This is a genomic window from Gordonia sp. G4, assembly GCF_057770005.1.
Genome location: NZ_CM173442.1, coordinates 5174907 through 5195134, shown reverse-complemented (window position 1 = coordinate 5195134; position 20228 = coordinate 5174907). Strand labels below are relative to the sequence as shown.

The 20228-nt window shown below is 68.9% G+C and carries 19 protein-coding genes; 13 read left to right on the top strand and 6 right to left on the bottom strand.

Annotation, left to right across the window (positions count from 1 at the left end; translation table 11 throughout):
- Window positions 1-123: 123 nt before the first annotated feature.
- The gene (locus tag AC3B5T_RS23485) at window positions 124-324 is read left to right on the top strand and encodes a hypothetical protein (protein WP_055475487.1); all 201 of its coding nucleotides are present in this window, start codon (window positions 124-126) and stop codon (window positions 322-324) included.
- Between the two features lie 276 nt (window positions 325-600).
- Here AC3B5T_RS23485 and AC3B5T_RS23480 read toward each other — a convergent pair whose 3' ends face one another.
- Genes AC3B5T_RS23480 through AC3B5T_RS23460 form a run of 5 tightly spaced genes read right to left on the bottom strand, consistent with a single transcriptional unit; the run spans window position 601 to window position 6152 of the window.
- On the bottom strand, window positions 601-1350 hold the full coding sequence (locus AC3B5T_RS23480; protein WP_055475486.1) for a sirohydrochlorin chelatase: 750 nt from the start codon (window positions 1348-1350) through the stop codon (window positions 601-603).
- Complete coding sequence (locus AC3B5T_RS23475; protein ID WP_055475485.1) at window positions 1347-2642, bottom strand: sulfate adenylyltransferase subunit 1; 1296 nt, start codon at window positions 2640-2642, stop codon at window positions 1347-1349. Before AC3B5T_RS23475 ends, AC3B5T_RS23480 begins: the two co-directional genes overlap by 4 nt.
- On the bottom strand, window positions 2642-3631 hold the full coding sequence (gene cysD / locus AC3B5T_RS23470) for a sulfate adenylyltransferase subunit CysD (protein ID WP_189340120.1): 990 nt from the start codon (window positions 3629-3631) through the stop codon (window positions 2642-2644). The genes AC3B5T_RS23475 and cysD overlap by 1 nt, the downstream gene beginning before the upstream one ends.
- Complete coding sequence (locus tag AC3B5T_RS23465) at window positions 3613-4392, bottom strand: phosphoadenylyl-sulfate reductase (RefSeq protein ID WP_055475483.1); 780 nt, start codon at window positions 4390-4392, stop codon at window positions 3613-3615. The genes cysD and AC3B5T_RS23465 overlap by 19 nt, the downstream gene beginning before the upstream one ends.
- The gene (locus tag AC3B5T_RS23460; protein WP_055475482.1) at window positions 4389-6152 is read right to left on the bottom strand and encodes a nitrite/sulfite reductase; all 1764 of its coding nucleotides are present in this window, start codon (window positions 6150-6152) and stop codon (window positions 4389-4391) included. The genes AC3B5T_RS23465 and AC3B5T_RS23460 overlap by 4 nt, the downstream gene beginning before the upstream one ends.
- Window positions 6153-6520: 368 nt before the next feature.
- On the opposite strand from AC3B5T_RS23460, the gene hemW reads away from it, so the two are divergent.
- Window positions 6521-7720: a radical SAM family heme chaperone HemW gene (gene hemW, locus AC3B5T_RS23455; RefSeq protein WP_055475481.1), complete on the top strand. Its 1200-nt coding sequence runs from the start codon at window positions 6521-6523 to the stop codon at window positions 7718-7720.
- A 19-nt stretch (window positions 7721-7739) separates the two neighbouring features.
- On the opposite strand, the gene AC3B5T_RS23450 is transcribed toward hemW, so the two are convergent.
- Window positions 7740-8198, bottom strand: a complete 459-nt coding sequence (locus AC3B5T_RS23450) for a type II toxin-antitoxin system VapB family antitoxin (protein ID WP_055475480.1) — start codon at window positions 8196-8198, stop codon at window positions 7740-7742.
- Window positions 8199-8361: 163 nt separating this feature from the next.
- Here AC3B5T_RS23450 and hrcA point away from each other — a divergent pair, with 163 nt between their 5' ends.
- From hrcA to AC3B5T_RS23395, 11 genes are all read left to right on the top strand, one after another.
- Window positions 8362-9396, top strand: coding sequence for a heat-inducible transcriptional repressor HrcA (gene hrcA, locus AC3B5T_RS23445; protein WP_055475525.1), 1035 nt, complete (start codon window positions 8362-8364; stop codon window positions 9394-9396).
- A gap of 166 nt (window positions 9397-9562) precedes the next feature.
- Entirely contained in the window at window positions 9563-10732 is a 1170-nt protein-coding gene (dnaJ, locus tag AC3B5T_RS23440; RefSeq protein WP_055475479.1) for a molecular chaperone DnaJ, read from the top strand.
- Between the two features lie 63 nt (window positions 10733-10795).
- Window positions 10796-11545, top strand: a complete 750-nt coding sequence (locus AC3B5T_RS23435) for a 16S rRNA (uracil(1498)-N(3))-methyltransferase (RefSeq protein ID WP_055475478.1) — start codon at window positions 10796-10798, stop codon at window positions 11543-11545.
- On the top strand, window positions 11542-12321 hold the full coding sequence (locus AC3B5T_RS23430) for an alpha/beta hydrolase family protein (RefSeq protein ID WP_055475524.1): 780 nt from the start codon (window positions 11542-11544) through the stop codon (window positions 12319-12321). The genes AC3B5T_RS23435 and AC3B5T_RS23430 overlap by 4 nt, the downstream gene beginning before the upstream one ends.
- A 138-nt stretch (window positions 12322-12459) precedes the next feature.
- On the top strand, window positions 12460-13542 hold the full coding sequence (locus tag AC3B5T_RS23425) for a PhoH family protein (RefSeq protein WP_055475523.1): 1083 nt from the start codon (window positions 12460-12462) through the stop codon (window positions 13540-13542).
- A complete protein-coding gene (ybeY, locus tag AC3B5T_RS23420) occupies window positions 13539-14126 on the top strand; it encodes an rRNA maturation RNase YbeY (RefSeq protein WP_065631468.1) in 588 nt (195 codons plus the stop codon). Before AC3B5T_RS23425 ends, ybeY begins: the two co-directional genes overlap by 4 nt.
- Complete coding sequence (locus AC3B5T_RS23415; RefSeq protein ID WP_055475476.1) at window positions 14123-15547, top strand: hemolysin family protein; 1425 nt, start codon at window positions 14123-14125, stop codon at window positions 15545-15547. Before ybeY ends, AC3B5T_RS23415 begins: the two co-directional genes overlap by 4 nt.
- Window positions 15544-15888, top strand: coding sequence for a cytidine/deoxycytidylate deaminase family protein (locus AC3B5T_RS23410; RefSeq protein WP_055475475.1), 345 nt, complete (start codon window positions 15544-15546; stop codon window positions 15886-15888). The genes AC3B5T_RS23415 and AC3B5T_RS23410 overlap by 4 nt, the downstream gene beginning before the upstream one ends.
- Window positions 15881-16792 (top strand): GTPase Era, encoded by a 912-nt coding sequence (era, locus tag AC3B5T_RS23405; RefSeq protein WP_055475474.1) that lies wholly within the window; start codon window positions 15881-15883, stop codon window positions 16790-16792. The genes AC3B5T_RS23410 and era overlap by 8 nt, the downstream gene beginning before the upstream one ends.
- Window positions 16793-16848: 56 nt before the next feature.
- On the top strand, window positions 16849-18261 hold the full coding sequence (locus AC3B5T_RS23400) for a YhgE/Pip domain-containing protein (RefSeq protein ID WP_055475473.1): 1413 nt from the start codon (window positions 16849-16851) through the stop codon (window positions 18259-18261).
- Between the two features lie 55 nt (window positions 18262-18316).
- A complete protein-coding gene (locus AC3B5T_RS23395; RefSeq protein ID WP_197282762.1) occupies window positions 18317-20176 on the top strand; it encodes a pyruvate kinase in 1860 nt (619 codons plus the stop codon).
- Window positions 20177-20228: the final 52 nt, after the last annotated feature.

The window sequence follows — 20228 nt, the reverse complement described above, 5'->3', positions numbered from 1 at the left end:
CGACGCCACTCGGCTCCCGTGAGGGAGACAGTGGCGGTGATCACGGACTCGGAGCGACGCAGACGCCGCGGACGGATATACGGCTGCCCGCGGGAACGAATGCACAGATGACGGGGTGATGAGGTGTCGGCGTTCTTCGACTGGTGGGACAGCGTGGAGGAGTGGCTCACGGGCCTGTCCTTCGTGCCCCAGTTGCTGGTGACCGTCGCCGTCGTGATCCCGGTGGCGATCCTCATCGCCTACGTGCTCAGTTTGCTGGTCGACGCCGCTGCCACGCTGGTCGACCGACGCCGCTTCGCTGACGACGACGGGACCGGATTGTGAAGAAGATACTGCGCTCGCCGGTCACCTTCGCGCTGCTGGCGCTGCTGGTCCTGGTCATCATCGCCTGGCTTGTCACGGGCTGAGCGTCATCCGCTTCGCGGCTTGTTTCTCATGCTCCCTGAGGTGCGAGCGAAGCGAGCCACGAAGGGGGTGGTGACGTGCCTCGCCCGCCCTTCGTGGCTCGTCGACCTCGACGCGCTCCTTCGTCGCTTGCTCGGCCCGGCGGCTTGCGCTCCTCGCACCTCAGGGAGCAGGGGCTGGGACCTGAGGGTCCCCTCAAGGAGCGGGGTGGTACCCAGCGGGCACCACTCGTTGATCCGCCGCCGTGCGGTAGAGCGACCCGATCGCCTCGATGACGTCCGGATGGGTGCCGAGGGGACCGGCGACGAGGGTGTCGTCGACCAGGGCGTCGAGCGCCGACTCGACCCGCTCGGTGAGCAGTCCGGCCGACAGGAAGTACGGACTCACCGCGATACGTCGGGCACCGCCGGCGCGGAGTCGGCGCACGGCCGAGACGACGGCGCGATCGTGCGGCCCCAGCTTGGTCGCGAAGACCACCTCGACCGGACGGTGGAGCCGTGTCGACAGTTCGATCGCCCGTAGGCGCACCGAACGATCGGCGGCCGGGTCGGAGGACCCGACCGCGGACAGGATCACACCGTCGTGCGGGCCGAGGCCGGCCTCGATCAGACGGTCCGCCAGTGCCCCGGCCAACGACCGGGTCCCCATGACGTCGGTCTGCCGGGCGGTCGGTCGTCGCGACGCGATGATCGACGGTAGGTCGATCTTGTGGTGGTACCCCGCCGACAGCAGCATCGGTACGACGACCGGACCGTGGTGCGTCGAATGCGCCCCGTCGAGCTGTCCGAGAACGTCGCCCACGAGTGGCTCGTCGAGGTCGAGATAGGAAAGCACCACCTCGACACCGGGCAGGCTCGACGCGACGGCGTTCCGCACACGGCGCGCGGTCGCGCCGAAGCGCGGATCGCGACTGCCGTGTGCGGCGAGGACGAGAGTCGGTGTCACACCAACTCTTTGAGATGGAGCGGCGCCAAGGCGTCGCCCACGAGGCCCGCGGCCAGCGTGTTCCCGCCCTGCGGGTCGATGACCAGGAAGCTGCCCGACTCCCGGTTGACCTGGTAGTCGTCGGCCGGGATCGGCTCGGCGGTCTGCACCGAGATCCGCACGATCTGGTTGAGCTCCACCGATTCCGGAGCCTCCACCAGGGCGAGGTTCTGCTCGTCGAACAGCGCGTCGAGGGCGCCGACGATCGCCTGGGTGGTCTTGGTGCCGTGCTTGAGGAGCAGGCGAGCGCCCGGGCGCAGCGGCTTCTCGGCGAGCCAACAGACCGTTGCGCTGAACTGCTGCAACGGTTCCGGGGCGTCAGCGGCGGCGGCGATGAGGTCGCCGCGCGAGATGTCGACGTCGTCTGCCAGCAGAATCGTGACACTGCGTCCGGTGTGCGCGGTGGGCAATTCGCCGTCGGCGGTGTCGATCTGGCTGACGGTGGTCCGCTGCCCCGACGGCAGGACGACCACCTCGTCGCCGACGGAGACCCGGCCGGCGGCGATCTGACCCGCGTAACCACGGTAGTCGGGGTGTTCCGGCGTGCGGGGACGGATGACGTACTGGACCGGGAACCGCAGGCCGACGTCGTTGCGCTCCACCAGATTGGGCACGGTCTCGAGATGCTCGATGAGTGTCGGCCCGTCGTAGAAGGCGGTGGTCTCCGAGCGGTGCGCCACGTTGTCGCCGTGCAGCGCCGACACCGGGATCGCGGTGACCTGCTCGGCGGACCAACCCAGCGACCGGGTGAGATCGGCGAATTCAGCGGAGATCTCGGCGAACACCGACGCCTGATCGGTGACGAGGTCGATCTTGTTGACCGCGAGCACCAGCTGGGGCACGCCGAGCAGTGCCATCACCGCGGCGTGGCGGCGGGTCTGGGCGACGACGCCGGTGCGGGCGTCGACGAGCAGTATCACCAGTTGCGCAGTCGACGCACCCGACACCGTGTTGCGGGTGTACTGGACGTGCCCGGGGGTGTCGGCGAGCACGAACGAGCGCGCGGGAGTTGCGAAGTAGCGGTAGGCGACATCGATGGTGATGCCCTGTTCGCGCTCGGCCCGCAGCCCGTCGACGAGCAGCGACAGGTCCGGGGTGTCGAGACCGCGGTCCACAGAAGCCTTCGTGACCGCGTCGATCTGGTCGGCCAGAACGGATTTCGTGTCGTACAGCAGGCGGCCCACGAGCGTGGACTTACCGTCGTCGACGCTGCCCGCGGTCGCGATGCGGAGGAGATCAGGAGCGTGCTTCATCAGAAATATCCTTCGCGCTTACGGTCTTCCATGGCTGCCTCGGAGACCCGGTCGTCGCCACGGGTGGCGCCACGTTCGGTCAGCCGCGACGCCGCGACCTCGGCGAGCACGGCCTCGTTGTCCGTGGCGTCGGAGAGGACCGCGCCGGTCGAGGAGCCGTCGCCGACGGTGCGGTAGCGCACCGAGAGTCGCTGCACCTCTTCGCCTTCGCGGGGACCGCCCCAGACTCCCGAGGTCATCCACATGCCGTCGCGCTGGTAGACCTCGCGCTCATGGGCGTAGTAGATCGACGGGAGGAGCACCTGCTCGCGAGCGATGTAGCGCCAGATGTCGAGCTCGGTCCAGTTCGACAGCGGGAACACCCGCACGTGCTCACCCGGGGCGTGGCGGCCGTTGTAGAGGTTCCACAGCTCGGGGCGCTGTCGCTTCGGGTCCCACTGGCCGAAGGCGTTGCGCAGCGAGAAGATCCGCTCCTTGGCGCGCGACCGCTCCTCGTCGCGCCGACCGCCGCCGAACACCGCGTCGAAACGGTTCTCGGTGATCGCGTCGAGCAGGGGGATGGTCTGCAGCGGGTTGCGGACCCCGTCGGGGCGCTCGGTGAGCCGGCCGTCCGCGAGGTAGTCCTCCACCCTGGCCACGTGCAGCCGCAGGTTGTGCCGTTCCACGACCTGGTCACGGAACTCGAGGACCTCGGGCAGGTTGTGCCCGGTGTCGACGTGCAGCAGCGAGAAGGGCAGGGGCGCAGGCCAGAACGCCTTGAGCGCGACGTGCAGGAGCACGGTGGAGTCCTTGCCGCCGGAGAACAGGATCACCGGCCGCTCGAACTCTCCCGCGACCTCGCGGAAGATGTGGATCGCCTCGGACTCCAGGGCGTCGAGTGTGGTGAACTCGTCGGCCTCCGCGGCGGCGCCGCTCGTCTGGGCAGCGGCGGCGCCGCTCGTCGCCGGAACGGACGGTGTTTCGGTCACGGTCATGCGTGCAGCCCACATTCTGTCTTGGCGCGACCGGCCCAGCGGCCGCTGCGCGGATCGGATCCGGGTTCGGGTTTGGCGGTGCACGGTGCGCACCCGATCGAGGGATATCCCTCGTCGACGAGCGGATTCACCAGCACGCCGTTGGTGTCGATGTAGTCCTGCATCGTCTCGTCGGACCAGGCCGCGATCGGGTTGATCTTTACCAGTCCGAAGCCCTCGTCGAAGGAGATGAGCGGCGCGTTGGCCCGAGTCGGTGCCTCCACACGACGGATGCCCGTGATCCACGCGTCGTACCCGGCGAGTCCGGCCTTGAGCGGCACGACTTTCCGCAGTCGGCAGCATTCGCCCGGGTCGCGGGCGAAGAGGTTGCGGCCCAACAGTTCGTCCTGCTCGGCGACGCTGTGCTCGGGGGTCAGGTTCACCATCTCCACGCCCGGTCGAGCGAAGCGAGGGGCAGAATGGTTATACACCTGCTCGACGGCGTCGCGGGTGCCGATGGTCTCGGCGAAGTGGTATCCGGTGTCGAGGAAGAGCACCTTGACCGGGTCGCCGTCGAGCAACTCACGGTCGATGTTCTTCACGGCGAGGTCGACCAGGGCCGCGTCCTGCATGTTCGACGCGACGACGAAGTTGGTGCCGAAGGTCTGCGCGGTCCAGCGGATCAATTCCTCCGGGGTGGCGTCGGAACCGAGGTCCGCAGCACCCTTCTCGGCGATGTCCCGCAGCTGGTCCTCGCTGAAGCGCCGGCCCGTACGGGTGGTGGTCTCGATGGTCATCGCAGCGCCTCCTCATCGGCACGAACGGCCCACTGCGCGAACCGTTCACCCTCTTCGCGTTGGTCGACGAAGTTGCGGACCACGCGCTCGATGTAGTCGCCCAGTTCGGTACCCAGCACCTTGTGCTGGCGCAACTTGCGACCGAAACCCGAGTCCAGGCCCAGGCTGCCGCCGAGGTGGACCTGGAAGCCGTCGGTCTGGTTGCCGTCGGCGTCCTCGACGAGCTGTCCCTTGAAGCCGATGTCGGCGATCTGCGACCGTCCGCAGGAGTTGGGGCAGCCGTTGATGTTCACCGTGATCGGCACGTCGAGCTTCGCGTTGATGTCGGCCAGCCGCTCGTCCAGTTCCGGGGCGAGGACCTGCGAGCGCTTGCGGGTCTCGGTGAACGACAGCTTGCAGAACTCGATGCCGCTGCACGCCAGCAGGTTCCGGCGCCACCGCGTGGGCCGGCCGTGCAGGCCGAGCGGCTTGAGCTCGTCGATCAGCCACTCGACCTTGTCGTCGGGGACGTCGAGGACGATCAGCTTCTGGTACGGGGTGAAGCGCACACGGTCGGAACCGGCCGCGGCGACCGCGTCGGCGGTCTTGGTCAGGATCGTGCCCGAGACGCGACCGGCGATGGGGGAGAAGCCGATCGCGTTGAGTCCGTTGCTCAGCTTCTGCACACCGATGTGGTCGATCGGACGCTCCGGCTTTTCCGGCGCCGGGCCGTCGATCAGCTTGCGCCCCAGGTATTCGTCCTCGAGCACCTGGCGGAACTTCTCGATGCCCCAGTCCTTGATGAGGAACTTCAGCCGCGCCTTGGCGCGCAGACGCCGGTACCCGTAGTCGCGGAAGATCGAGACCACGGCCTCCCAGACGTCGGGCACCTCGTCGAGCGGCACCCAGGCGCCGACGCGCTGGGCGAGCATCGGGTTGGTGGACAATCCGCCGCCGACCCAGAGGTCCAGTCCGGGGCCGTGCTCGGGATGCACGACGCCGACGAACGCGACGTCGTTGATCTCGTGGACCACGTCCTGCTGGCCCGAGATCGCGGTCTTGAACTTGCGCGGCAGGTTCGAGTACTTCGGGTCGCCGATGTAGCGGCGGACGATTTCGTCGATGGCCGGGGTAGGGTCGAGGACCTCGTCGAGGGACTCGCCGGCGAGAGGCGAACCCAGCACGACGCGGGGGCAGTCGCCGCAGGCCTCGGTGGTCTGCAGCCCCACGCCCTCGAGGCGCTCCCAGATGGTCGGGACGTCCTCGATGCGGATCCAGTGGTACTGGACGTTCTCCCGGTCGGAGAGGTCGGCGGTGTCGCGGGCGAACTCGGTGGAGATCTCACCGAGGGTGCGCAGCTGAGCAACGTTGAGCGCACCGCCGTCGCAGCGCACCCGCATCATGAAGTGGCTGTCCTCGAGGATGTCGATGTTCTCGTCGCCGGTCCAGGTGCCGTCGTAACCCTCGGCGCGCTGGGTGTAGAGACCCCACCAGCGCATCCGGCCGCGCAGGTCCTGTTTGTCGATCGAGTCGAAACCCTGCTTGGAATAGATGTTCTCGATGCGCGCACGCACGTTGAGCGGGTTGTCGTCCTTCTTGACCTGCTCGTTGGGGTTCAGCGGCTCGCGATAACCGAGCTTCCACTGACCCTCGGCGCGGCGCTTGGTCGGACGAGCCTTGCGGGCCGGGCGCGCGGGCTTCGCGGCGGCCGGCTCTGCAGCGGCAGCGTCGTTCGGTGCACCCGGACCGGAAGCGGCGGGGGCGTCGGTGGTGGACGTCATGAACTCTCCTGTGCCGGCGCACAGGGCCGGCGTTCGTTGCACGAGTTACGGGCTGAAACGTGCCGGCATCCCCAGGGAATCGGGGACAAATCGGGGCCGAGACGTCGCTAGATGCGACAGAAAGCGCTGTTGACGCGCTTGAGATCAATGTGGCGTCGAGCTGCGAGCCACACCCCGGGGAAAATCACGCGGTCCATAGTGCCACGCTCCCTATCGGCTCGTCTACTTGGGGTTATTTTCCATCATGATGATGGAAACCAGGCCGGCCTCCACGCCTGCCTGCGCCGCACAACGCCGTCGAGTACTGCGCTGTTCCCGATCTGGGCGACGATTTCCGTCCACGTCGCCGCGATCGGCATCATGGAACGGTGAACGTCGACACCACCACCATCGCAGCCGACCTGGTCGCCGCTGCGTGCCGCGAGGTCGACACGGACGTACCACTCGCGCTGTACCTGCACGTCCCGTTCTGCGCGACCCGGTGTGGGTACTGCGACTTCAACACCTATACGGCGGGCGAACTCGGTTCGTCGTCGTCGCCGGAATCGTGGCAGCACGCGGTCGCCCGCGAACTCGAGGCGGCGTCGCGGATGCTGGCCCCCGGCCGGCCGGTCTCGACGATCTTCGTCGGCGGGGGCACGCCGTCGCTGCTCGGCGGCGACGGCCTCACACGACTCCTCGACGCCGTCCGGGTCCACTTCGACCTGTCCGACGACGTCGAGATCACCACCGAGTCGAATCCGGAGTCGACCTCGCCGGAGTTCTTCGACGACCTCCGCTCCGCCGGTTTCACCCGCATCTCGCTCGGCATGCAGTCGGCCGCCGCACACGTGCTCCGGCTGCTCGATCGCACGCACACCCCGGGTCGGGCGGTTGCGGCCGCCAGGGAGGCACGAGCGGCCGGGTTCGACCACGTCAACCTCGACCTGATCTACGGCACGCCCGGCGAGACCGACGCCGACCTGCACGCCACCGTTGATGCGGTGCTCGACGCCGGGGTCGACCATGTGTCGGCCTACGCGCTGATCGTCGAGGACGGCACCGCGCTCGCCCGCCGCATCCGGCGCGGGGAGATGCCAGCACCCGACGACGACGTCCTCGCCGACCGCTATCAGATCCTCGACCGTCGTCTGCGTGCGGACGGACTCGACTGGTACGAGGTGTCGAACTGGGCGCGCGGCGAGAAGTCGGTGTGTCGTCACAACATCGCCTACTGGCACAGCAACGACTGGTGGGGCATCGGTCCGGGGGCGCATTCCCACGTCGCCGGCGTGCGCTGGCTGAACGCCAAACATCCTGCGCGCTATGCGAAGTCGCTGGCGGACGGGGTCTTGCCGATCGCTTCGGCAGAACAGCTGACCCCCGAGGACCGGCACCTCGAGGCCGTCATGCTGACCACTCGGTGCCGCAGCGGACTGCCGCGCGACCTCCTCGACGACGCCGAGACCGCGCATGCCGAACAGCTCCGGGCCGCCGGACTGCTCACCGCGGCCGACGACGCCTACGTGCTCACCGACGCGGGTCGGTTGCTGGCCGACGGCGTGATCCGCCGCGTGCTCTGGGGCTGACGCGGGGCCGGTTGTCGGCCTACCAGCTCTGATCGGGGCGAGGCGGACTCGTCCAGCCCGTCGATCGCGCACCGCGCCGATGCGCACCGGGGCCGTCGGGCGTGGTCGGGGGCCGGCGCGCCGGGATCTCGGCGGTGTCTTGGAGTTGCTCGTCGAGGGGTTTGGCCGCGTCGGACAGGTCCAGGGCGTCGAGGTCGAGGGTGCGGGCGTGGATGATGTGGCGGTTGCGCAATGCCGACCGGACGGCGCGATGCAGGCCGTCCTCCAGATAGAGCTCGCCCTCCCACCGCACGACGTGGGCGAACAGGTCGCCGTAGAAGGTGGAGTCCTCGCTGAGGAGCTTGTCCAAGGCGAGGACCTTGGTGATCGGCGTCAGCTGGTCGAGCCGGAGTTGCCGCGGCGGGATCTTGGCCCAGCCACGCGTCGACAGCCCGTGGTCGGGATAGGGCTTGCCCTCCCGCACCCCCTTGAAGATCATGCGAACTCCTCCGACGCCCGTGCCTCGACGATTGCTGATCTGCGACGACGCGTCGACGGTCAGTGCGCGACACCACGCCGTGGCACGGTGATCGCGATCCCATTTCGTACTATGGAACGCACCCAACTGTATGGCAGGGGATCCGAGTCAGGAGGTGTGCCGCGTGTCTACCACCGATGATCGTCGCTTCGAGATCTTGCGGGCGATCGTGACCGACTACGTCGACACACAGGAACCGATCGGTTCGAAGGCGCTCGTGGAGCGACACCAGCTGGGGGTGTCGAGTGCCACCGTCCGCAACGACATGGCGGTCCTGGAGGCCGAGGGATACATCACCCAGCCGCACACCAGCTCCGGCCGGGTACCCACCGACAAGGGCTACCGGATGTTCGTCGACCGGATCAGCGAGATCAAGCCGCTGTCGGCCGCCGAGCGCCGGGCGATCCTCTCGGTGCTCGACTCCGGCGTCGACCTCGACGACGTGCTCCGGCGCTCGGTGCGGCTCCTCGCCCAGCTGACGAGACAGGTCGCGGTCATCCAGTACCCGGTGCTGTCGGCGGCGACCGTGCGTCACCTCGAGGTCGTCACCCTGTCTCCGTCGCGTCTGCTGCTGGTCGTCATCGTCGACAACGGCCGGGTCGAACAGCGCATGGTGGCGCTGAGCGAAGACCACGACGAGGACGAGATCGCCCGGTTGCGCGATCTGTTCTCGGCCGCACTGCACGGCAAACGGCTCGAAGCCGCGTCGGCCGCGGTCGCCGAGCTCGCCAACTCCGCGCCCGAGGATCTGCGCGGTGCGGTCCTCAACATCGCCACCGTGCTGGTGGAGACCCTCGTCGAACGCGGTGACGATCGGCTGGTGCTGGGCGGCACGTCGAACCTCGCGCGGTCGGCGGCCGACTTCACCCCCGTCGTCGGCGGGATGGACACCGTTCTCGAGGCGCTCGAGGAGCAGGTGGTGGTGCTCAAGATCTTGGCGACGACCCAGGACATGGGCCAGGTCACGGTGCAGATCGGCGAGGAGACCCGGACCGAGAACCTGCGTGGGACCTCGGTCGTGTCGACAGGGTACGGTGCTTCGGGAACCGTGTTCGGCGGCGTCGGTGTGCTCGGCCCCACACGGATGGACTATCCGGGAACCATCGCCTCGGTGGCGGCCGTTGCCAAGTACATCGGCGAGGTGCTCGCCGAACGATGATCGCTGTTTCTCCATGATCGCTGTCGGGCACACCGCAGCGTCGACGGCGGCCGCTCGCGAAGAGGAGCCGGGACGACGGCGGGGACGGCCGGTCCCCGCGCGAGTCGCGCGATCGTGAGAGCACCCGCCGCCAGGCACCAACTGAGACCGAAGGATCACTACAACCGTGGCACGTGACTACTACGCAATCCTGGGAGTGGCGAAGGGCGCCAGTGATCAGGAGCTCAAGCGCGCCTACCGCAAGAAGGCGCGGGAGCTGCACCCCGACGTCAACCCGGGCAAAGAAGACGAGTTCAAAGAGGTCAGCACCGCCTACGAGGTGCTGACCGATCCGGAGAAGCGTCGCATCGTCGACGCCGGCGGCGATCCGCTGGCCGGCGCCGGTGCGGGCGGCTTCGGCGGTTTCGGTGGCGGCGGCGGGGGATTCGGCGACGTCTTCGAGGCGTTCTTCGGCAATGGCGGTGCCTTCGGCGGCGGTGGCGGGGGCTTCGGCTCGGGCCGCGGACCCAAGTCCCGTGTCCAGCCGGGTGAGCCGGCGCTGGTGAACGTGACCCTGGATCTCGCCGAGTGCGCCAAGGGGGTCGCCAAGGAGATCACCGTCGACACCGCGATCCTCTGCGACGTGTGTACCGGCTCGGGAACCAACGGCGACAGCAAGCCGGTCACCTGCGACATCTGCAAGGGCGCCGGGGAGATCCAGTCGGTGCAGCGCTCCTTCCTCGGGCAGGTCATGACCGTGCGCGAGTGCCCGACCTGCCACGGCGTCGGCGAGGTCATCCCCGACCCCTGCCACAAGTGCGGCGGCGACGGACGCTACCGCTCGCGACGCACGATGACCGTGCGCATCCCGGCCGGAATCGAGAACGGCATGCGGGTTCGCCTCACCGGTCAGGGTGAGGTGGGTCTCGGCGGCGGCCCCGCCGGCGATCTGTACGTCGAGGTCGCCGAACGGCCGCACGAGGTGTTCCTGCGCGACAAGGACGACCTGCACTGCACCGTCAAGGTCCCGATGGCCGACGCCGCGCTCGGTGCCGAGTTCGAGGTGGAGACGATTCTCGGCGATCCGGTCACCGTGACGGTCGCGCCCGGCACGCAGCCGGGCCAGATCGTGAAGCTGCGCGGGCAGGGCATGCCGCACGTCAGTTCCGGTGTGCGCGGCACCATGCACGTCCACCTCGACGTTGTCGTGCCGACCAGACTCGATGCGGCGCAGACCGAAGCACTGAAGAAGTACCGCAAGATCGCCGCCGACGAGATCGAGGTCGTCAACACCTCGGCGGCCGCGGCGCCCGGCGGCCTCTTCTCGCGGCTGCGCAACGCGTTCGCCGGGAAGTAGGCACCTGGTGTCCGCGGCGGCGATCTCCGAGTGGATGTTCGCGTTCGGGACGGCGGGTACGCGGTGAGTCCACCGCTGTTCTGGGCGGACTCCGTGCCCGCGCCCGGCGCTGACCTGATCCTGAGCGGCGCCGAGGGTCGTCACGCGGTCACCGTCGCCCGGCTGGGCGTCGGCGAACGGATCCTCGTCGGCGACGGCGCCGGCTCGGTCGGCGGTTGCGAGATCCGGGAGATCACCGCCAAGGACACACTGGTGGCGACCGTCCACGACCTCGCGTTCGAGGCTCGCCCGACCCCGCAGGTGACCGTGGTGCAGGCGCTCCCGAAGTCGGAGCGGTCCGAGCTCGCGGTCGACCTCGCCACCGAGGCCGGCGCCGACGTCATCGTGCCGTGGCAGGCGCTGCGGTGCGTGTCGCGGTGGACGGGCAAGGCGGACAAGGGCGTTGCCAAATGGCGGGCCGCGGCCTCGGCAGCTGCCAAACAGAGCCGTCGACCATGGATTCCGGAGATCACCGACCTCGCGACCACCATCGACGTCCGGGCCCGCTGCGCGGACGTCGTGGCGCGGGGAGGGGTCGTCGCCGTCCTGCACGAGGAAGCCGCGCAACCCCTGGCCCGGCTACCCCTCGCCGACGCCACCGAGATCCTGCTCGTGGTCGGGCCCGAGGGCGGACTCGATGCCGGCGAGGTCGCCGACCTGACCGCGCTCGGTGCGCACTCGGTCGTGCTCGGCCCCGAGGTGTTGCGTACGTCGACGGCCGCCGCGGTGGCCCTCGGCGCGATCGGGGTGCTCACCCGCCGGTGGGCCCGATGAGTGTCGTCGGACGCCGTCCGGTGCGTCGGACCAAGATCGAATACGGCTCTGCGCCTTCCCAATTCGGGCACCTGTACGTGCCTTCCGAGGGGCTCGGCGCCGCGACGCCGACGCGGCTCGTGGTGCTCGTCCACGGCGGGTCCTGGTCTGTCGAGTTCGGGTCGACGACCCAGACCGCGATCGCCCGGATGCTCGCCGAACGCGGGGCGGCGGTGTGGAACATCGAGTACCGCCGGGTGGGCGAAGAGGGCGGCGGGTGGCCGAACACCGGCCGGGATGTCCTCGACGCGCTCGGTGCCCTGGACGGTCCCGTCCGTGACCTGCTCCCGCCCGGCGCTGTCGACTTCGCCTCGACCGCGGTCGTCGGGCATTCCGCGGGTGGTCAGCTCGCGGTCTGGGCCGTCGGTCAGCTCGGAGCCCGGACCGCCACGGCCACCATCACCACCGTGATCGCCCAGGCGGCCGTGCTCGACACCGTCGGTGCAGCGGACCGGGAGTCGGTGCGGGCGTTCATGGGTCGGCCGTTCAGCGAGTCGCCGCGCCGCTACTCCGACGCCTCACCACTGCTGGCACCGGTGGTCGACGCCCACGTCGTCGCGATCCACGGCGACGCCGATGACCTGATCCCGGTCGAGTCCAGCCGCCGGTACGTCGACGCCGCGATCGCACGCGGACAGTCCGCCGAACTCATCGTCGTCCCCGGTGAGGGGCACGACGCCTTCGTCGAACCGCGCAGCGTCGGCACGCGACAGACGATCCGCGTGCTCGGGATCTGACGGAAATATTGCCTGCTGATCGGCTGTTGCACCGCGATACACTGACCACACCCCTGCCGCCGCGACCGCGTCGGCCGGGGGCGCCGCATCCAGAACCGAACATCCATCCGGACCAGAACACCAGGAGTGATTTCATACGTGAGTGACGACAACCCCGACCAGAGCGGGCAATCCAGCCGTACGCAGCCGCGCCGGTCTGGGGTCACATCCACTGTCGAAGTCTCTCCCGGAGTCGTGTTCGGGCTGCTCGGCGCGAGTGACGTCAACCTGCGTACCCTCGAGCAGCTCCTGCCCGCCGACATCCACGTCCGCGGCAACCAGGTGACATTGACCGGTGAACCCGCCGAGGTAGCCGCGTCCGAGCGCGTCATCGCCGAACTCGTCGACCTCGTCGGGCGCGGAACCCCGCTGACACCAGATCTCGTCCGGCACAGCGTCTCGATGCTGTCCGACGGCACCGAGGAATCGCCCGCCGATGTGCTGTCACTGGACATCCTGTCGCGCCGCGGCAAGACGATTCGGCCCAAGACACTCAACCAGAAACACTATGTCGACGCGATCGACGAGCACACCATCGTGTTCGGACTGGGCCCGGCCGGCACCGGCAAGACCTATCTGGCGATGGCCAAGGCCGTGCAGGCGCTGCAGTCGAAGTCGGTCAACCGCATCATCCTGACGCGGCCGGCGGTCGAGGCCGGCGAACGTCTCGGCTTCCTGCCGGGCACGCTGAGCGAGAAGATCGACCCGTACCTGCGCCCGCTGTACGACGCGCTGCACGACATGATGGACCCCGACGCGATCCCGAAGCTGATGGCGGCCGGGGTCATCGAGGTCGCGCCGCTGGCCTACATGCGCGGCCGCACCCTGAACGACGCGTTCATCATCCTCGACGAGGCGCAGAACACCACGAGCGAGCAGATGAAGATGTTCCTCACGCGCCTCGGTTTCGGTTCCAAGGTCGTCGTGACCGGTGACGTAACGCAGGTGGACCTGCCCGGCGGCGCCCGCAGCGGTCTCCTCGCCGCGTCGGAGATCCTCGAGGGCATCGACGACATCCACTTCGCCCGCCTCACCAGCCAGGACGTGGTCCGGCACCGCCTGGTCGCCGACATCGTCGACGCCTACGGGCGGGCCGAGGAGGCGCAGCGGGGTCTGCCCAACACGGCCATCGGCGGCAATCGCGCGGCACGCCGGGCGGCGGCGCAGGGTCGTCGCTCATGAGCATCGAACTGGCCAACGAATCCGGGGTCGAGGTCCCGGCCGAGTTGATCATCGACGCCGCGCGTTTCGCGGTCACCGCGATGGACGTGAACCCGGCCGCGTTGCTGTCGGTGCTGTGTGTCGACGAGGACACCATGGCCGACATGCACGTCCAGTGGATGGACCTGCCGGGCCCGACCGATGTCATGAGTTTCCCGATGGACGAACTGGTGCCCGGCGGCCGGCCGGATGCGACCGACCCGGGCCCGGCGATCCTCGGGGACATCGTGCTGTGCCCGGACTTCGCCCGGAAACAGGCGCGCGAGGCCAAGCGGTCCTTCGAGCACGAGCTCGCCATGCTGACCATCCACGGAGTGCTCCACCTCCTCGGCTACGACCATGCCGAGCCGGAGGAGGAGCGCGAGATGTTCGGACTGCAGAACCGCATCCTCGACGCGTTCTACGCCGACCGTCACCGTCGCGCCCAGGAGCAGCGACAGACCGACCGCGATTCCCGGCTGCTGTCCAACATCGGGTTCACCGGAGCCGAGGGAGATTCACCGACCCCCGGTGCGCCGGCGCGGTCCGAGGAGGACCGAGGGTGACCTCCGACTACTGGTTCATCGTGGCGGCAGTCGTGTTGATCGTGGTGGGCGGCGTCTTCGCGGCCGTCGACACCGCGGTGTCGACGGTGTCGAACGCCCGGGTCGACGACATGGTCCGGGAAGGGCGCGCCGGTGCGCGCCGCCTGGCGGGCATCCTCGAGGCACGTGCGACCTATGTCGGCCTCGTGGTGCTGCTCCGAGTCGTGTGCGAGGCCGCGGCGGTCGCGCTCGTCGCGGTCGCCGCGACGCAGCTGATCGGCGTCGGCGGGGGACTGGCGGTGGCCATCGCCGCCATGACGGTCGTCTCGTACGTCGCCGTCGGCGTCGGCCCCCGCACCCTCGGCCGGCAGCACGCGTACACGATCGCGCTGTCGTCGTCGTACCTGTTGTTCGCGCTCGGCGTGCTGCTCAAACCGCTGACCCGGCTGTTGATCCTGATCGGCAACGCCCTCACCCCGGGCCGCGGGTTCCGCAACGGTCCGTTCGCCACCGAGGTCGAGTTGCGCGAGGTCGTCGACCTCGCCGAGGCCTCGGGCGTCGTCGCGGCCGACGAGCGCCGGATGATCCAGTCGGTCTTCGACCTCGGCGACACCAGTGCCCGCGAGGTGATGGTCCCGCGCCCGGAGATGGTGTGGATCGAGGCCGACAAGACCGCGCTGCAGGCCACGAATCTCGCGACGCGGTCCGGACATTCGCGGATCCCGGTGATCGGGGAGAACACCGACGACGTCCTGGGCATCGTGTACCTCAAGGATCTGGTGGCGCGCACGGTCGCCCAGCGGATCGATCCCACGACCCTCCGCGTGGTCGACGTGATGCGCGAGGCCGAGTTCATCCCCGACTCCAAGCCACTGGACCGGGTCCTCGCCGACATGCAGCGAGAGCGCAACCACATGGCGATGCTCGTCGACGAGTACGGCGGCATCGCCGGGCTGGTGACCATCGAGGACGTGCTGGAGGAGATCGTCGGCGAGATCACCGACGAGTACGACATCGACGAGCTCGCACCGGTCGAAGACCTGGGCGACGGGTCGTACCGGGTGTCGGCACGACTGCCGGTGGAGGATCTCGGCGAGCTGTTCGGCGTCGAGATCGCCGAGGAAGAGGTCGAGACGGTCGGCGGACTCGTCGGTCTGGAACTGGGGCGGGTGCCACTGCCCGGCGCCCGGGTGGAGTCGCACGGGCTGCAGCTGGTGGCCGAGGGTGGGCCCAATCGCCAAGGGCGCCAACGCATCATCACGGTGCTGGTCACCCGGGTCCCCGACGCGGACGAGGATTCCCGACGCGACGAGCACGGCGGGCAGTCGAGTCGATCGCAGGGACGTGCCGAGCGCACCACGGGCAACGCCCACGACGACCAGGACACGGACACCGCCGGCCAGGAGCGCGCAGGCGAGTCGAGAGCAAGGATGAACCAGTGACCGAGACCCTCTCCGACGAGGATCGCAAGCTCGTGGTGCTCGCCCGAGGTGCGCTGGCGCGCGCCGAGTCGCCCTCGGGCGCGGCGGTCCGGGACGGCGACGGTCGCACCTACGCCGGGGCCGACGTGCGGACACGCTCGCTGACCCTCACCGGACTCCAGGTCGCGGTGGCGTCGGCGATCTCGAGCGGCGCCCGCTCCTTCGAGGCGGCGGTCGTCGTCAACGGTGACGCCGACGACCCGGGCCTGGACACCCTGCACGAGCTCAGCCCGGAGGCGTACGCGGTTCTCACCGACACCGCGGGGCGTCCTCAGCATCGGGTGGGGCGCGCGGATGCCTGAGTTCCGTTCGGGCTTCGTCTGTTTCGTGGGCCGGCCCAACACCGGTAAGTCCACGCTCACCAATGCCCTGGTCGGCGAGAAGATCGCGATCACCTCGAATCGTCCGCAGACCACCCGCCACACCATCCGCGGGATCGTCAACCGGCCCGACGCCCAGCTGATCCTCGTCGACACCCCGGGCCTGCACCGACCGCGCACCCTGCTGGGTCAGCGCCTGAACGACCTCGTCCGCGACACCTACTCCGAGGTCGACGTGATCGGAGTCTGCATACCGGCCGACGAGGCCATCGGTCCGGGTGACCGGTGGATCATCTCGCAGGTCCGCGAGATGGCGCCGCGCACGACGATCGTCGGGGTGGTCACCAAGATCGACCGGGTCGGGCCGGAGCAGGTCGCCAAACAGCTGCTCGCGCTGTCGCAGGTACTCGGGCCGGACTCGGAAGTGGTTCCGGTGTCGGCGAAGTCGGGCAAGCAGCTCGACGTGCTGTCCGACGTGCTCGTGAGCCTCATGGAGGAAGGCCCCGCGTTCTACCCGGACGGCGAACTCACCGACGAACCCGAACAGGTGCTGATGGCGGAGTTCATCCGCGAGGCCGCGCTCGAGGGGGTGCACGACGAGCTGCCGCACTCGCTGGCCGTCGTCATCGAGGAGGTCATCGATCGTGAGGACCGCGACCCCGACCTACCGCCGATGGTCGATGTCCACGCCGTGTTGTTCGTCGAACGCGACAGCCAGAAGGGCATCATCATCGGCCGCAAGGGCGCGCGTCTGAAGGAGGTCGGTACAGTTGCCCGCGCACAGATCGAGCGGCTGCTGGGCACCAAGGTGTACCTGGATCTGCACGTGAAGGTCGCCAAGGACTGGCAACGCGACCCCAAGCAGTTGCGTCGATTGGGTTTCTAGCAGCGTGTTCCTGACGGCCTGACGCCGGCAGGGGCGGACTGCGGGGAGGTACGCCGATGGGAACGCACGAATCGCCACAACAACCGGGAGACGATTCCGGTAGGGGAGCGCACGAGGCGCCCGACACCGACCAGCCGACCGGACGCACGATCGCCGGCGTCCTCGGATCGCCGCGTTTCTGGCTGGCACCACTCGCGTTGGTCGCGGTGATGTTCTCGCTGATGGCCGCGCTGTACATGGCGGCGGTCGTCGACCCGCAGCGCCACCTTCACGACTTCCCCGTCGCCCTGGTGCAGGAGGACGCGGGTGGTGAGGTGCAGAACGCAGACGGACAGTCCACGCCGCAGAACTTCGGCGACCAGGTCGCCGAGGGCATCATCTCCTCGGCGGCGCAGAATGGGATCGTCGTGACCCGCACCGACCGCTCGACCGCGCTGTCCGAACTCAACAGCGGCAAGGTGTACGGCGTCATCGTCGTCGGGTCCAATTTCACGAATCGGGCGGTCGCACTGGGCCGGTCGACGGTCCTCACCGCCGAACCGGCGAAACCGACCATCGACATCTTCATCAACCGGGGCTCCGGGGCGTTCGCGTCGTCGATCACCACCACCCTCGCCGATCAGGTCCGTGAACGGGTCAACGAGCAGGTGGGCGCGCAGCTGACCGAACAGGTCCGTACCCAGCTCGAGCGCAACGACATCACCTTCACCGGCGCGGCGCAGGTCGCGCTCGCGACCCCGGTGGCCGTCGAGGTGTCCGAGCCGACCCCGCTTCCCGAGGGTGCGGGCAACGGATTGTCAGCGTTCTATCTGACCCTGCTGCTCGTGCTCGCCGGCTTCACCGGGGCGATGATGGTCAGCATCGTGGTCGACGGCATGCTCGGCCAGACCCCCATCGAGTACGGGCCGTTCTATCAGCTGCGCGAGCGGCTCGCGATCAGCCGGTGGGCGACGCTCGCGGCGAAGTGGACGATCATGTTCCTGGTCGCAGTGGTGCTCTCGACCCTGTTCATCGCCGTCGGCGCGATGGTCGGGACGTCGATCCCGAACGGCTTCGTGCTCTGGATGCTCTCGGTCCTCGGCATCTTCGCCGTCGGCGTGAGCGCGAGCGCGATGATGGCGGTGTTCGGCAACCCCGGTCTGCTGTTCAATCTGCTCTTCTTCGTGGTGTTCGGCCTGCCGTCCTCGGGCGGGACGCTACCGCTGGAGGCGAGTCCGCGCCTCTTCGAGTGGATCGCCGCGATCGAGCCGATGCACGTGATCTACCTCGGCGTGCGTGCTGTCCTGTACTTCGACGCCGACCTGTCGGCGGGGTTGGGCCGATCGATCATCCAGTGCTTCATCGGCTTGCTCGTCGGCGTGCTCCTCGGTCTGCTCGGCACCAAGTTCTACGACCGCAAGGGCTGGCACCGATACCCGGGTGGGATGACGCTGTCGCCGAAGCTGGACAAGATCGTCAACGCCGGCTGACACGGGCGGCGCCGCCTCGCCCCGACCGTTCACCTGGGTCTGACACGGTGGCCGGATGGGTAAACCCGTCGTCATGTCGATCCCCGAATTGTCCTCGGCCCTGCACGAACTGCGGGACGACCTCGATCGCGCCGAGGAGCAGGCCGCCTCGCTCATCGCCGCGGTCGCCGACCAGCACCGGGACAGCGCCCGCAACCTCGTGCACTACGTCGCGGTGCGACGCCGCGATCTGCGTCCGCTGCAGGAGTCGATGTCCGCGCACGGACTGTCGAGTCTCGGCCGGATGGAGTCGATCGTCTATTCGTGGATCGAGACGGTCATCGAGACGCTGGACGCCCTGGTCGAGGGGCGCACCCGGCATCCGATCTGGGGTGACCTCGCGGGCGGGGTGCGGACCCTGACGCGTAATCGCGACCGGCTCCTCGGGCGCGTGCATCCCGGTGGCGGCGATGACGCCATCGTCGACGGACCCGGTGACGAGCACGGCGAGCGGGCCACCCGTGTGATGGTCACGATGCCGACCCAGGCCGCCGACGACCCCGACCTCGTCCGCGCCATGGGTGCCGCCGGAATGGACGTCGCGCGGGTGAACTGCGCACACGACGGCCCGGCCGAGTGGGCGCGGATGATCGAGTCGGTGCGTGCTCTACCCGGCCGGGTGCGGGTGGCGATGGATCTCGCCGGTCCGAAGTTGCGCACCGGCCCGCTCGAATCGGGACCGAAGGTGATCAAGGTCAAACCGGTCCGCGCCGACGACGGCACCGTCGAACGGCGGTCGCGGGTGCGGCTCAGTGCCGCACCGTTCGATCCCGGCGCACGCCTGCCCGACGGCATCGACGCGGTCATCCCGGTACGCGCACTCGCCGACGTCGTGCAGGGAGACCGGTTGCGCCTACGGGACGCTCGTGGTCGCCGACGGCGACTCGAGGTGGTCGCGGTGTCCGAGGCGGGGATCGACGTCGAATGCGATCGCACCGTCTACTACGAGACGGGTACGCCGATCGGGTTGTCGGGCTCTGCCGACGCCGCTCCGATCGTCGTCGACGATCTGCCCGAGAAGCGTCAGCATCTGCTCGTGCGCACCGGTGACGAGATCCGGTTGCAGCGCGACCTCACGCCGACACCGGCGACCCGGACCGGGCCGCATCGGATCGGATGCGAGCTCGGGGACGCCTTCGACGACGTCGAGGCGGGCCATCGGGTGTTGTTCGACGACGGCAAGATCGCCGGGCGAGTGCGGGAGAAGGTCGACGACGAGATCGTGGTCGACGTCGAGCGTGCCGCGCCGGGTGGGACGAAACTCCGCGCCGAGAAGGGCATCAACCTTCCGGACACGACGCTGCACATCCCGGCGCTCACCGCGTCGGACCGCGATGACCTCGAGTTCGTCGCGGTACATGCCGACATGGTGAACTGCTCGTTCGTCCGGTCGCCGGAGGACGTGGCCGACCTCATCGACGAACTGAACCGTCGCGGTGCGTCCGATGTGGGCATCGTGCTGAAGATCGAGACCCGGGCGGCCTTCGAGTCGCTCCCGCAGATGCTGCTCGAGGCGATGCGCTGGGACGCGGTCGGGGTCATGATCGCTCGCGGCGACCTGGCCGTCGAGGTCGGGTTCGGCCGGCTCGCCGAAGTGCAGGAGGAGATCCTCTGGCTGTGTGAGGCCGCGCATGTGCCGGTCATCTGGGCGACGCAGGTGCTCGACGGACTGGCCAAGAAGGGCGTGCCGTCCCGGGCCGAGGTCACCGACGCCGCGATGAGCCGGCGTGCGGAGGGCGTGATGCTGAACAAGGGGCCCTACATCGTCGAGGCCATCGAGGCGTTGACGTCGATCCTCGATCGGATGGGTGGTCACGTCGAGAAGAAGCGCTCGCTGCTGCGGCCGCTGACCTCGTTCGACATCGATCCGGGGTAGGCCGGCGGGCATGTCGGGGCACGTCGTGTCGGTACCCGGTGGGAGAATGCCC